The 13,258-nt window shown below is 39.3% G+C and carries 13 protein-coding genes; 11 read left to right on the top strand and 2 right to left on the bottom strand.

Going from position 1 to position 13,258, the window contains the following annotated elements; genetic code table 11:
• Positions 1-2 precede the first annotated feature (2 nt).
• The 5 genes from cobA (at position 3) to LEP1GSC199_RS04100 (ending at position 6,718) form a co-directional block, all read left to right on the top strand.
• Complete coding sequence (gene cobA / locus LEP1GSC199_RS04120; RefSeq protein WP_002977869.1) at positions 3-791, top strand: uroporphyrinogen-III C-methyltransferase; 789 nt, start codon at positions 3-5, stop codon at positions 789-791.
• A 12-nt stretch (positions 792-803) separates the two neighbouring features.
• Positions 804-1,718 (top strand): bifunctional molybdenum cofactor biosynthesis protein MoaC/MoaB, encoded by a 915-nt coding sequence (gene moaCB / locus LEP1GSC199_RS04115; protein WP_002977908.1) that lies wholly within the window; start codon positions 804-806, stop codon positions 1,716-1,718.
• Positions 1,715-2,905, top strand: coding sequence for a molybdopterin molybdotransferase MoeA (locus LEP1GSC199_RS04110; protein ID WP_002977899.1), 1,191 nt, complete (start codon positions 1,715-1,717; stop codon positions 2,903-2,905). The genes moaCB and LEP1GSC199_RS04110 overlap by 4 nt, the downstream gene beginning before the upstream one ends.
• A gap of 203 nt (positions 2,906-3,108) precedes the next feature.
• Positions 3,109-4,464: an MFS transporter gene (locus tag LEP1GSC199_RS04105; protein ID WP_198288755.1), complete on the top strand. Its 1,356-nt coding sequence runs from the start codon at positions 3,109-3,111 to the stop codon at positions 4,462-4,464.
• Between the two features lie 97 nt (positions 4,465-4,561).
• Entirely contained in the window at positions 4,562-6,718 is a 2,157-nt protein-coding gene (locus LEP1GSC199_RS04100) for a molybdopterin-dependent oxidoreductase (RefSeq protein ID WP_002977904.1), read from the top strand.
• Here the strand turns inward: LEP1GSC199_RS04100 and LEP1GSC199_RS04095 are convergent.
• Complete coding sequence (locus LEP1GSC199_RS04095) at positions 6,715-7,791, bottom strand: HesA/MoeB/ThiF family protein (protein ID WP_002977835.1); 1,077 nt, start codon at positions 7,789-7,791, stop codon at positions 6,715-6,717. The two genes, LEP1GSC199_RS04100 and LEP1GSC199_RS04095, sit on opposite strands and share 4 nt — an antisense overlap.
• A 131-nt stretch (positions 7,792-7,922) precedes the next feature.
• On the opposite strand from LEP1GSC199_RS04095, the gene LEP1GSC199_RS04090 reads away from it, so the two are divergent.
• From LEP1GSC199_RS04090 to LEP1GSC199_RS04065, 6 genes are all read left to right on the top strand, one after another.
• Positions 7,923-8,864: a radical SAM protein gene (locus LEP1GSC199_RS04090; protein ID WP_039926025.1), complete on the top strand. Its 942-nt coding sequence runs from the start codon at positions 7,923-7,925 to the stop codon at positions 8,862-8,864.
• Positions 8,865-9,107, top strand: coding sequence for a MoaD/ThiS family protein (locus tag LEP1GSC199_RS04085; protein ID WP_002977883.1), 243 nt, complete (start codon positions 8,865-8,867; stop codon positions 9,105-9,107). It begins immediately after the preceding gene.
• Positions 9,108-9,551 (top strand): molybdenum cofactor biosynthesis protein MoaE, encoded by a 444-nt coding sequence (locus LEP1GSC199_RS04080; protein ID WP_002977830.1) that lies wholly within the window; start codon positions 9,108-9,110, stop codon positions 9,549-9,551.
• Positions 9,532-10,152 carry a molybdenum cofactor guanylyltransferase gene (locus LEP1GSC199_RS04075; RefSeq protein WP_002977847.1) on the top strand — a complete coding sequence of 207 codons (621 nt, stop codon included), beginning with the start codon at positions 9,532-9,534 and terminating at the stop codon, positions 10,150-10,152. Before LEP1GSC199_RS04080 ends, LEP1GSC199_RS04075 begins: the two co-directional genes overlap by 20 nt.
• A 12-nt stretch (positions 10,153-10,164) precedes the next feature.
• Entirely contained in the window at positions 10,165-10,755 is a 591-nt protein-coding gene (locus LEP1GSC199_RS04070) for an HAD family hydrolase (protein WP_002977895.1), read from the top strand.
• Positions 10,756-10,956: 201 nt separating this feature from the next.
• On the top strand, positions 10,957-12,156 hold the full coding sequence (locus tag LEP1GSC199_RS04065) for a hypothetical protein (protein WP_039926023.1): 1,200 nt from the start codon (positions 10,957-10,959) through the stop codon (positions 12,154-12,156).
• A 30-nt stretch (positions 12,157-12,186) separates the two neighbouring features.
• Here LEP1GSC199_RS04065 and LEP1GSC199_RS04060 read toward each other — a convergent pair whose 3' ends face one another.
• Positions 12,187-13,128, bottom strand: a complete 942-nt coding sequence (locus tag LEP1GSC199_RS04060) for a sensor histidine kinase (protein WP_002977878.1) — start codon at positions 13,126-13,128, stop codon at positions 12,187-12,189.
• Between the last annotated feature and the right edge of the window lie 130 nt (positions 13,129-13,258).

The following is a 13,258-nucleotide window of genomic DNA, read 5'->3' as shown; positions in this document are numbered from 1 at the left end:
CTATGGAACTTTTAAGCAACCAAACAAACAAAGGTAAGGTGTATCTCGTCGGTGCAGGGCCGGGAGATCCAGAACTCTTAACTGTCAAAGCCTTAAAAACTTTGCGAAAAGCAGATGTTGTTTTTTATGATGATTTGGTTTCTCCAAGAATTCTTGGTGTTTGTAGAAAAAATATCCAATTGGTTTATGTGGGGAAAAGACTCGGAGTCCATAGTTGTTTACAAGACGAGATTAATTCCAAACTCATCCAAGCGGCAAACGAATTTAAAACAGTAGTTAGGTTAAAAGGTGGCGACCCTTCCATCTTCGGACGGGTGGGAGAAGAGTTTGCAGCTCTTCTTGCAGAAGGAATCCAATGTGAGATCGTTGCTGGCATCACTACTGCATCAGGTGTTGCGTCTTCCTTAGGATTTCCTTTGACCCATAGAGACTATGCAAGAGAGATCCTTTTCCTATCGGGACACAAAAAGGATGGAGCCAACTCGGAAGGTTTTAAAAACCTCAACTGTATTGGGAAAACCATCGTAGTTTATATGGGACTCAATTCGATTGGTCTCATTGTCTCCGAACTCCTGGATGCCGGAAATGTAAAAGATACTCCTATTGCAGTCATTCAAAATGCAACTCTCGATACTGAACGAGTTTTTACTGGAAATCTGAATTCCATCCAATCCATCATTGAAGAAAACGAGGTCAAATCCCCAGCCATTCTTGTGATCGGAGAGATTGTTCGTTTCTATCGTGAGATGGAAAATTTGAAAAATGACTGTTCTTCCATTCTCACACCCTGATAAGGGATAGGAATGAATGATATTACAGGCAAACGAACCACCCTTCGGTATGCAGAAGCGGAAGGGTATGTGTATTGTAAGGCGGAGACAATCGAAAAAGTCAAAGCCAACACATTACCAAAAGGGGATCTCTTTGGTGTAGCTAAGGCTGCCGCCCTTCTTGGATCTAAAAAAACCTCTGAACTCATCCCCCACTGCCATCCGGTTCCCATTGATTCTTTTTTAGTCAAATTTGAAATCCTAGAAGAAAAAAATGCCATTCGAATCCAAACAGAAGCCAAGTCCATTGGTAAAACTGGAATTGAAATGGAAGCACTAACGGGAGTTACCGTTGCTGCTCTTGTGATTTATGATCTCCTAAAACCGATTGATAAAGAAATAGAAATCTCTGCGATCCGACTCTTAGAAAAAAAAGGAGGAAAAACGGATGCACAAATATCCAAATTTGCCTCTGGATCCAATGCAAAAATTTTAGTTTGTTCCGATTCTTGTTTTGCAGGAAAAAAGGAAGACGGTTCGGGCAAAATCATCTCGGAACTTCTCATCCAAGAAGGTGTAGATGTTTTAGAAATTAAAATTGTTCCCGATGAACCAAAAGAAATTCAAGAAACCATAACCAATTGGACAAAGGAAAAAATTGATCTGGTTGTCACAACTGGTGGAACAGGACTTGGGCCAAGGGACAACACTACTGATACCATAAAACAGATGTTAGAACAAGAATTACCCGGTGTGGCTGAGGTGATGCGTTCCTTTGGACAAGATAGGACTCCTTTTGCGATGTTGTCCCGTTCCATTGCCGGTAGGATCGGAAAGTCTTTGATTGTTTCCGTTCCGGGAAGTAGCAATGGTGCCAGAGAAAGTATGACGGCAATTTTACCTGCCATCTTCCATGCCAAAAAAATGATGCGAGGAGAAGGACATTGATTTCTTTTTCAGAAGCTTTGGATAAAATTCTATCAGAAGTTCGAATTTATCCGAGTGAGATCATATCTTTAGACCAAACTTTGGGCCGTGTACTTGGCGAGGATATTACAGCAGACAGGGACTATCCACCATTTCATCGTTCAGCGATGGATGGATTTGCTTTGCATTCTTATGATTATACGCCGAACCAAATTTATCCTTACCATAGAGAACTTCCTGCGGGAATGAGTATCGATTTAGAACCGAACGAAAAGGCCATTCGGATCATGACCGGTGCCCCTGTTCCCGATGGTTTTGATTTAGTGATTAAAATTGAAGATGCGACTCTTACCGAATTCAATGGACAAAAACAAGTTTCGTTTTCGTTAAAAGAAGTCAAACCTTGGCAAAATATCGCCAAACAAGGAGAAGACGTAAAAAACAACCAATTGGTTTTACCCAAAGGAATCCAAATAGGAACTTCGGAATTCTCACTCCTCGCAAGTCTTGGAAAAGATAAGGTATCAGTTGTCAAAGCTCCCAAGGTTCATATCATCTCTACAGGAAATGAAGTCGTTCCCATCCACCAGTCTCCCCTTCCCTTCCAAATTAGAGATTCCAATTCTTATACCATCGCATCCATTCTATCCAAGTACAAAATCCAACCGGAATCCGTAACCCATGTCCCTGATCGGGATAAGGAACTCACGGAACAAATCCAAAAAGGATTAGAGGCCGACATACTAATTCTTTCTGGGGGTGTTTCCATGGGAAGTATGGACCTTGTGCCTTCCATATTACTTAGATTAGGTGTTGAACTTTTATTTCATAAAACTTCAATCAAACCAGGAAAACCCATTTGGTTTGGAAAAAGAAAAAACACGATCGTATTTGGAATGCCAGGAAATCCTTTTAGCGTCCAAACCTGTTCTCGTATTTTTCTTGAACCTTTTCTAAGAAAGTCATACGGCCAAAGTCAACTTCCCTCTTATAAACTTCCCTACTCTACCACCAAACAAAAAAAAGGTGCTCTTACGGAATTTTTTCCTGCCCGATTAGAAACAACAGACAAAACCTATCTCACACCGCTTGCTTTCAATGGAAGTGGGGATATCCGTGCCGGCATTTTCTCGGATGGGCTTGCCATCTTTCCAAGCGACCTCTCCCAAATCCAACAAGGGGATATGATCGAATTTTTGCCTTGGTGATCCCAATCTTCTCAATATCTGTATAATTGGTACGCAGTTTATACGCTTTCTGGTCAAAAAATTGCCGGATTGTAGTACATATTCTACACCAATGAAAACCATAAGCGTAAAGTTCAGTTTTAGGGCGTTTTAACCCATTTTAGGTCATTTCGTGCTCTGGTACGCTTTTTGCACTGTTTATCAGCATTAGGAGTACACTACCCGTGACCATTACACCTCATGCGAAAGCAACTAAAATCGAATTATTCAGCCTGGCGACACCTCAGATGCGTACCTTTCACCTAACATGGATTGCATTTTTTCTATGTTTTTTTGGATGGTTTGGTATCGCTCCCCTTATGGTTTATGTTAGAGAAGAACTTTCTTTAACAAAAGCTCAAATTGGAAACATCATCATTGCCTCTGTCGCCATAACCATCTTTATGCGACTCTTTATCGGTTGGTTGTGCGACAAAATTGGACCACGGATTGCTTATACTTTTCTTTTAACTTTAGGATCAATCCCTGTTATGTGTATTGGTCTTGCAGATAGTTATCTTTCCTTTTTACTTCTACGATTGGCCATTGGTGCCATCGGTGCTTCTTTTGTGATCACTCAATACCATACTTCTGTTATGTTTGCACCAAACATCATTGGTACTGCAAATGCAACCACTGCGGGATGGGGTAACTTAGGTGGTGGTGTGACTCAAATGGTGATGCCTATCCTATTTGGATTTTTTGTCGCTTTCGGATTTACTACGGGAGTTTCTTGGAGACTTGCCATGGTGGTTCCTGGGGCTGCTTTGTTTATCATGGGTGTCATTTATTACTTCGGAACACAAGACACTCCAGGTGGAAACTTTAAAGACATCAAAGAAACCTATCCTACTTTCCAAGGTGGAAAGAAAAATTCACTGAGTAACTTCTTACTCGTGATCAAAGATCCAAGAGTATGGTTACTATTTCTTGCATACGGTGCTTGTTTTGGAATTGAACTTACCATCAATAACATTGCTGCCTTGTATTATGTAGATCAGTTCAAACTTTCTCCTGCTACTGCAGGACTCATTGCTGGACTTTTTGGACTCATGAACTTATTTGCAAGAACACTCGGTGGTGCTTTTGGTGATAAGTTCGGAATCAAATGGGGTCTTCGCGGAAGAGTTGTTTGGTTGAGTGCTGTGCTTGCAGGGGAAGGACTTTGTTTGATTTTATTTTCACAAATGAGTTCTCTCATCCTTGCCATCTCCTCAATGATTGTTTTTAGTTTGTTTGTGCAAATGTCAGAAGGAGCCACTTTCTCTGTTGTTCCCTTCATTAACAAAAAAGCAATTGGTGCAGTCTCTGGAATTGTGGGTGCTGGTGGAAATGCAGGAGCTGTGTCTGCGGGATTTTTATTTAGAGGGGACTTAACTTACCAAAACGCACTTCTTATCATTGGGATCACAGTGACCGTTGCGTCTTTTTTTACTCTTCTTGTAAGATTTTCAACAGAAGAAGAAAAGGAAGTGGGTGATGAAATGAGTCAGATTTTACCAACTGGTGAGAAGAAGTCCACTCTAGTTTCTGCCACATAGAACGTCGAAAGAGTCGATTTTTTTAAGAAAACTAGATTCATTTTAAACTTGTCGAAAGAAAAACTTTCTCTTAAGATTTCTGTCTTAGGAGAGAGTTATGGACCAAATTCATTACCGGTCTTGCAGTTTGTGCGAGGCAATGTGTGGACTACAAATCGAATTGAAAGATGGCTCCATCCAAGGATTCAAAGGAGACCAAGAAGACAAGTTTAGCCGAGGCCATATTTGTCCTAAAGGACCCGAACTCAAAAGCCTCTACCAAGACCCCGATCGTATCAAATTCCCACAGAAAAGAACAAAAACGGGATGGGAAACCGTTTCTTGGGTGGATGCCCTCTCCGATATCGCGACCCAACTCGTAAAAGTTCAAACCACATACGGAAACGATTCGGTTGCAATCTACAACGGAAACCCGACGGTTCACAACTATGGATCGATGTTACTCGGTCAAAGATTTGCCAGTAGACTCAAAACCAAAAATAACTTCTCCGCCACCTCAGTAGACCAGTTGCCCCACCAATTACTTTCTTACTTAATGTTTGGCCACCAACTCCTAGTCCCCATCCCAGACATTGATCATACCGATTTTTTTCTAATTTTAGGTGGGAACCCATTTGCATCTAACGGAAGTTTAATGAGTGTCCCCGATGTCAAAAAAAGATTAAAAGCAATTCAAGAGCGCGGAGGAAAGTATGTGGTGGTGGACCCACGTAAATCCGAAACGGCAGACCACGCCGATGAACATTTGTTTATCAAACCAGGAACCGATGCCTACTTACTACTAGCGATCCTCCATGTCCTTTTTGAAAAACAACTGACAAAACCAAATGACTTAATTCGCAAAGAAGACTTACAAACCATCGAAACGGTTACGAAAGAATACAGTCCCAAAAGAGTATCCCAAATCACAGGTGTATCCAAAGAGACCATCGAAAAAATCACATTCGAATTTGCGAATGCACCTTCTGCGGTTTGTTACGGAAGAGTCGGTGTTTCCACACAAGAATTCGGTGCGGTCTGCCAGTGGCTCATCAATGTCATCAATATTGTCACTGGAAATTTAGACAAAAGGGGTGGTGCCATGTTCACACTCCCTGCGGTGGACTTAGTGGGAGAAGGATCTGTGATGCGTTCCTCTCCGGGAAGTTTTAATTCCTACCAGTCAAGAGTTCGCAAACTTCCTGAATTCAGTGACGAACTTCCGGTAGCAGCACTCGCTGAAGAAATTCTCACCGAGGGGGAAGGAAAAATTCGCGCGCTTTTCACTTCGGCAGGGAACCCGGTTTTATCCACACCTAACGGAACGAAGCTGGATAAAGCATTATCTAGTTTGGATTTTATGGTAAGTGTTGACTTTTATTTGAATGAAACCACAAAACATGCGCACTATATCTTACCACCTACTTCTGCTTTAGAACATGACCACTATGATTTGATTTTTAATGTATTTGCCGTTAGAAATACGGCAAGATACAACCAGCCACTTTTTACGCCGGAACCAGGGATGTTGCACGACTGGGAAATATTTACTGACTTAACCAAACGTTTGGAACTAACAAGGGCTAATAAAGAACTCCCCAAAGAACTAGTCAAAACAAAACTAACACCAGCTAGTATCATTGACCATGCACTCAAATCAGGACCGTATGGAACCAAAGGGCCTCATAATCGAGAGATGAGTTTGGACCTTTTAAAAAACAGTCCCCATGGTGTGGACTTAGGACCATTACAGCCCAGTTTTCCAGAACGTTTGTATACCGAAGACAAAAGGATCCATCTTTTCCCAGAGATTTTAAAAGAAGACTTACCGCGTCTTAAAAGTAAGTTTTCTGAATGGGAAAAATTTACCTCTGACAAATCGCAATTTTTACTCATAGGAAGAAGGCATTTACGAAGTAATAATTCCTGGATGCACAATCTACCAAAACTGATGACAGGTAAACCCCGTTGCACTGTCATGATCCATCCCAGTGATGCCAACCATTTAGGAATTATAAATGATGAGGAAGTTATTGTCGAATCCTCTGTTGGCAAAATTCAAATCCCGGTAGAAATTACCGAAGAACTGATGCAAGGTGTTGTGAGCATTCCTCATGGATTTGGACACAATCGCAGTGGTACGAATCAAAAGGTAGCTACCGAATTTTCAGGAGTGAGTATCAATGATCTTACTGATGACCAGGCGATTGATGAATTTTCTGGAAATGCTGCCTTTAGTGGAATCAAAGTGTCGATCAAAAAACAACCGGCCTAAAGGGGAGCTTCGTTTTTCAAGTATTGGGTGTAGGCTCTCCTTCCTCCCTTGAGTGAATAAACCTGGTTTGTCATTTGTAAGTAAGCTAATGCTTTTTTAGAACGAACTCCAGTTTCACAAATACAAACAAGAGTTAGGTCTCTACTGAAATCAGGAAGATAGCCTCTTTCCAATTCCGATAGAGGCAACAAAAAAGTATCGGAAATCGGATTCGAATCGGTTTCCTCTTTTTCTCTGACATCGATAAGAAGAAAATTTCTTTGTTCCTTAAGAGTAAAGAATTCGATAATATAAATTTCATTCTCCTCCAAATGGGCAGTGGTTTCTTTTTTCCCCTGCCCGCAAGTGGGACAATTCACATTCGCATCTATTTTAGATTGGTATAACATGGGCGGATTCCATTCCATAAAGTATACCGAAGATAGGTCTGTCGATTTTGGATCTAAGAGATACTGCATTGCCAAAGAAGATTGATAAGTTCCGGCAAGTGCTGTTTGCACCCCAAGCACACCACCCAAACTACAATTTAAAGTATCCCCTTCTTTTAAATCTGGAAACAAACAACGGTAACATGGTCGTCCTTTCCCGGAAAAGATGGCAAACTGAGCACTCGTTCGAAATACAGAGGCCGTCACTAAAGGAATCAATTTTTGAATACATAAATCATTGATAAGATACTTCGATGTAATGGTGTCCGTACAATCCAAAACTAGATCCCATCCATTGAAGAGGTCAGGTTTTGTATCTTCCGAAAGCAGTTCTGAAAAACAATCTACTTGCAGCCAAGGACAATGTTCCAACAAAACCCGAGAAACCACTTCTATTTTGGGTAAACCAAGATCACGGAATGTAAACAAAGTTTGGCGGTGGAGGTTTGAAATCTCCACAATATCAAAATCAACCAAACCAATGCGGCCAATTCCTCCGAGGGCTAGTTGCAAGGCGGCAGGACATCCGAGCCCCCCAAGGCCTATGACAAGGACCGAGGAGTCTCGCCATTTTTTTTGACCGATAGAGCCAATTTCAGGAACTTGGATTTGGCGTTGGAAGAATGATTCCTCTTCTGTACCCATAAATTAGAGAAGAATTAACGATTTAAGGCAATCAAGGAGAAATTACGCTTTAGTTAAAATAGTTTAATAAACGAATCCGACTTCCTATTTTTGTTTTCAAGTAAGAAAACTAGATTAAACTCGACCTTAAGGTGAATGCGCACACTAGAAAATTTGAAGTGCTTCGAGTGAGTATTCTATCTCATTGTAGTTTTGCTTGCGTTTATTGTGCTCCCAAAAACAAACCTGAACTTCCTAACTTCTATCCAAAAATTCATTACTTAAGTCCTGAACTTTTGGAATCCAAAATCAAAGCCCTCACATCTCACATCCAATTAAAAGAAGTCCACCTAACAGGTGGTGAACCTACACTCCATAAAGATCTTATTCTACTCATCCAAAAACTGAAAGAAATCTCGATTAAGGATATTGCCATTACATCCAATGGATTCTTTGAAGATGGACTGATTCAAAAAATGAAACTAGCCGGACTCACTCGAATGAATTTTTCACTTGATAGTTTTTCGCAAAGAGGTTTTGAAAAACTCAGTGATCGCAAACTTCCTGTTGAACGTTTGCTCAAACGAATTTTGGAAGCAAAAACATTTGGATTAGAAGTTAAAGTCAATTGTACAGTTTTAAAAGGTTACAATGAATCGGAAATTCTTGATCTCCTAGAATGGTCAGGGGGAAATGGGATACCCATTCGATTTTTAGAGTTTATGAAAATGGGTCCGCTGCAAGAAGAACATTCTGACTGTTTTTCCTCTGCAGAAGAAATTCGTTGTATCATTCAAAGCCGATACAACTTCCAACCTTACCCTACAGCTGCAGATTCCACAGCCACCTATCACATCACAGACGAAGGATATATATTTGGAATCATTGCCAATCATACAGAACCATTTTGCGAAGGTTGTAATCGCCTGCGTATGGACTCTCTTGGTCGGATTTATGGATGTTTGAGTGACCAGACATCTTTTGACCTTCCAACTGAACCTTCTGAAGTCCCATTTGTTTTACAGCAGGCAATGAATACAAAAAAAATGGAATTCACTGGTTCTGCACTTTCTATGAAATTTATTGGAGGATAAATGGAAATCCAATTGTTATCGTTTGCTGCTTTAAAAGATTTTTTTCCATCCAAACAAGATCTAAGTTTAGAAGGAATCAAAACTGTTTCCGATTTAAAAATGTATCTTTATCAACTAAAGCCAGATGCTACGAACTTAATCAAAATTAGTCGCATCTCAATCAACCAAATCATTGCTAAAGACTCCGATCCTATCATCGATGGGGCTGTCGTTGCAATCCTTCCTCCATCAAGCGGTGGTTAAATGGACGCGAATACAAAATTCAAACATATCACAGAAAACAAATTAGGACTTCCCACGGAATTTCCACCATTCCCGAGTATGGGTGGGTATGTATTTTTTGCCGGTATTGTAAGAGATATCAATGATGGGAGGTTAGTCACACATTTAGAATATGAAGCTTATTCCGAAATGGCCAACCAAATGATTGCAGAAATTATCAGTGATGCATTCAAAAAATGGGACTTACAATACGCAGATTGTATTCATAGACTAGGGAAACTTAGATTAGGTGAAGTGGCAGTAATCGTCAATACTGGTGCCATTCACAGAGACGAAGCATACAAAGCCAACCGATACATCATCGATCGAGTCAAACACGAAGTTCCCATTTGGAAAAAGGAATACTATGTGGATGGAAGTTCCGAATGGTCACAAGGCTGCGTGGATGATACCCACAACCACTGATCCAATTTTTGTTCTTCTCGCTGGTGGACAAAGTGTACGAATGGGAGAAGACAAAGGATTCGTACCAATCGGACCCGATTCCCATTTCCTTAGCCACATTCTAAAAACACTGAACAAATTCAGTACCTCACTCTATGTTTCGCTACGAAAGGAACAAGTAGATTCTTATTCTAAGTATATACAAAAACCCTCACTTATTTTAGATAAGGAACTCACCGTTGAAGGACCCCTTAAAGGAATCCTCTCTTCTTATATCTATCTAAAAGATAACAATCTTTTGAATGATTTTATCTTTGTATTGCCAATTGACATACCTTTTATCGAAGAAAAAACCATCCAAAGATTGTTAGATACAATCAAAGGTCGATCGAGATCTATCCCCGGAATTTTTTATGAGTCAAACACCGGCTTAGAACCATTATGCGGAATTTATACAACACAGACTTTATCTCAGTGGATGGCATCTTTATCCATTCCAGGGAAACAGGAATTTTCCCTGCAAAAACGAATTAAAATACTAGAACCAAAACCTCTTTTCATAAAACTTCCCGACGAGGAAGAATCTAGTTTTAGAAATATAAACTCAAAAAATGACTTATAAAGGAATCAATCTATGAGTTTTTTCAAAAGGAAAAAGAATTGGATCTTTGATATGGATGGCACTCTCACAATCGCCAAACATGATTTTGATGCAATAAAACGAGAACTAGAGATTCCTTTAGATACAGATATTCTCACTTCCCTATCTAAACTTCCTGTAGAAGAAGCAAAAAAGAAACATATTCATTTAGACACAATTGAATTAAAAATCGCCAAGGTATCTATCCCTTCCCCGGGAAGTTCTGAACTATTACGAAAACTTAAAACACAAACAAATAACTTAGGGATACTAACAAGAAATAGTTTCTCTAATTCTATTGAAACCTTGAAGGCCACAGGTTTAATTGATTACTTTCAGTCAGATTTTATTTTTTGTAGGGAACGTGCCCTACCTAAACCAAATCCCGAAGGGATCTTTCGGTTGATGGATCTCTGGAAAGCAAATCCAAAAGAGACAGTGATGATTGGCGATTATGTTTTTGATTTAGATGCGGGAGCCGCTGCCGGTGTCGAAACCATTTACCTTGACCCTTCAGGAAAATTTCCTTTTAAAGATTCTGCAACACACTGCGTAAAAAACTTAGGCGAAATCCTAAATCTATAACGAAGACAAAGAATCCATCTTTTCTTATTAAAACAAGATTGTAGTGTTATTCATGAGTTATTCCAGTTGAATGATTGAGTTACACGACAATACAAATACTTTCAAATATTCGAATACTCTAAATATCAAATTTTTCTCCAAAACCAGAATTTCAGACAAATTTGTGAATCAAATATTTCCCCCAATTGTTAAGTGGTATAGATGCGCCTCTCTAATTTATTTTCATTGTTAATACTCTCATTCTTTCTAGTTTCGTGTAACGGTCAGTCTACTAAAAACGACATCTCTGCATTTGCCCTTTTGGGTTCCCTCGGAGCTCCGGCAGACCCAATCCTTGAGAACAAATTCGAATCACTACAATCTACTACTTATTACAGAAAAGATGGAAACTTCCAATTCCAAGACATTGTGTTGCAATATAAATTAAAAACTGCGAAAGAGGATTCAGAAACGATCGAAGCATATATGGGAAACCCTAATGAGATAACATTCAATTCCAAAACAGGAATTGTTTCAGGCCAAATCACACAAATGGAAGACTCATTCAAAACCAACTACATCGTATTCTCTTATTCAGATTACACAAAAATATTCAAATTCATTATAACATTAAAGAAGGATGGGAAAATCATTTCTAATCGGGAAGTTACCTCCACGCCACCAACGGTACCGGCCATCCCACCAAACGCCATAACTTTACCAAACATAAGTTATGAAACAGTACGTTCTATTTTTTATAGTGATGGAGTTCCAACGGAATACCAAATCATCCGAGTCAAATTTCAAGCCGGCTCAGACCTATCCGCCTACAAGAAATTAGATGCTTATTTAGGTAGGCCAACGAAAATCAGTCTTGCTGCAGACAATTATAATGTGATAAATTATATTAAGGTTAGTTTTTATGATAAATATGCAGGGTATTTCTATTTTATAACACCTGAAGTAAACTCAGCATATAAAATTATCGTTGTAGGTTCTACCGATGACGCAAAAGGCAATCGAAGTATTGACACTGTCCCACCACCACCGCCCGCCTCACCTTGCCTTGGTAGTGTGAACGCACCTGCGACCATTGGAAACTGTGCGTCACATTGTTTGGTTGTCGATTTAGTTGGCAATCAAATGGAATATATAGCAAAAACATCGGTAGGAACTACCACTGAAGAATATTTATACTTAGATTCCACCAGTTCCACTGTAGGTGGCGGCATTGGGCCTGTAGGTATGGCCTATATCGAACATTTTTCTCCTATCGGAATTGGTGCCTACCAAACAGACCCAAAATCGTTTGATGTTACCGCTTATAACAATGCATGTGTTGTTTTGTCATCCTATCTTCAACAAGAAGGACCTACTGGAATTAGAGATAATTACATAACGGGAAAAGTAAATGTACCATAATTACTGTTCTGTCAAATATAAAAGATTTTGCTAAATCTGAATCGTATTTTCATTCCGAATAGGAAACCGGATTTCAAAACAAGTACCAGTTATTTTTTCAGTAATCAATGTCCCTCTAAGTTGTTTAACTAAATTTTTAACAAGTGTTAATCCGATTCCTTTAGCATCCCAAAAATCTGTTCCCATCCCTGAACCATCGTCCTTCACCACAAGAACAAATTGGTCATCCATCCTTCCCAAACTAACTTCAATTTTTCCATGATTACGATTCATAAAAGCATGACGGAAGGAATTGGAAACAAGTTCATTGAGTATCAACCCCATAGGGATAGCTCGATCCAGGTCCATTTCCAAACCTTCTTCAATTAACTCATGCAACTCGATATTATTTTTTTCATTTATATAGGTTCCTTTCAAATTACCCAATATAGAATTAAAAATCTGATTCAAATCAACATACAATAAATTTGGTGATCCATAGATAATTTTGTGAACCGATGCAATTGCCATAATTCTATTCTGAATTAAACCGAGAGAAGTTGTTAACTTCAGATCATTCTCTGACTCTACCTGCATCGCCAAAAGACCGGAAATGATTTGTAAATTATTGTTCACTCTATGGTGTATTTCCGTGAGTAACTTCGATTTTAATTTTAAGTCGGACTTAATTTGCCTTTCATGTTCAATCCGCTGACTTTGTTCCTTTTTCACAGAATGAACATACAAAAAAATAAGAAAAAACATAGCATAGAGGTCTTTAAAAAAACCTTCGTAATCATCGAAATATTCAATCGCATATCCATGTTCCAATACGTTGGAAATACTCACATAACAAGGAATAATGGCAAGGATCAAAACGAATGTCCCTTCTCCACGGAAAATAGGGCGACGGATCAAATTTTTGATTATGATAAAAATCGCGATCAGATAAATGAATAAGGATGATAAATTTAGTAACACGACTAGATTCATATCAGTGATTTGATACCAGAATTTCTTTTTTCAAACTCACCAGAAAAAGAATTGAGGAAAGAAAGTAAAAGGAGTGTTCGAGGAGATTAAAAAAATCATGAAAAAAGAAACCCTCGGCAACAGTAAAAAT

The sequence above is a fragment of the Leptospira vanthielii serovar Holland str. Waz Holland = ATCC 700522 genome, from assembly GCF_000332455.1.
In the GTDB taxonomy this organism is placed as follows: Bacteria; Spirochaetota; Leptospiria; order Leptospirales; family Leptospiraceae; genus Leptospira_A; species Leptospira_A vanthielii.
Note: the sequence above shows the minus strand (reverse complement) of the source record. Positions and strands in the feature narration are given on the sequence as shown.

What these genes read in the sequence shown, in the direction of transcription:
- cobA (WP_002977869.1), top strand. Translation starts at nt 3, where the DNA reads ATGGAACTTTTAAGCAACCAAACAAACAAAGGTAAGGTGTATCTCGTC.
- moaCB (WP_002977908.1), top strand. Translation starts at nt 804, where the DNA reads ATGAATGATATTACAGGCAAACGAACCACCCTTCGGTATGCAGAAGCG.
- LEP1GSC199_RS04100 (WP_002977904.1), top strand. Translation starts at nt 4,562, where the DNA reads ATGGACCAAATTCATTACCGGTCTTGCAGTTTGTGCGAGGCAATGTGT.
- LEP1GSC199_RS04095 (WP_002977835.1), bottom strand. Translation starts at nt 7,791, where the DNA reads ATGGGTACAGAAGAGGAATCATTCTTCCAACGCCAAATCCAAGTTCCT.
- LEP1GSC199_RS04085 (WP_002977883.1), top strand. Translation starts at nt 8,865, where the DNA reads ATGGAAATCCAATTGTTATCGTTTGCTGCTTTAAAAGATTTTTTTCCA.
- LEP1GSC199_RS04080 (WP_002977830.1), top strand. Translation starts at nt 9,108, where the DNA reads ATGGACGCGAATACAAAATTCAAACATATCACAGAAAACAAATTAGGA.
- LEP1GSC199_RS04075 (WP_002977847.1), top strand. Translation starts at nt 9,532, where the DNA reads ATGATACCCACAACCACTGATCCAATTTTTGTTCTTCTCGCTGGTGGA.
- LEP1GSC199_RS04070 (WP_002977895.1), top strand. Translation starts at nt 10,165, where the DNA reads ATGAGTTTTTTCAAAAGGAAAAAGAATTGGATCTTTGATATGGATGGC.
- LEP1GSC199_RS04065 (WP_039926023.1), top strand. Translation starts at nt 10,957, where the DNA reads ATGCGCCTCTCTAATTTATTTTCATTGTTAATACTCTCATTCTTTCTA.
- LEP1GSC199_RS04060 (WP_002977878.1), bottom strand. Translation starts at nt 13,128, where the DNA reads ATGAATCTAGTCGTGTTACTAAATTTATCATCCTTATTCATTTATCTG.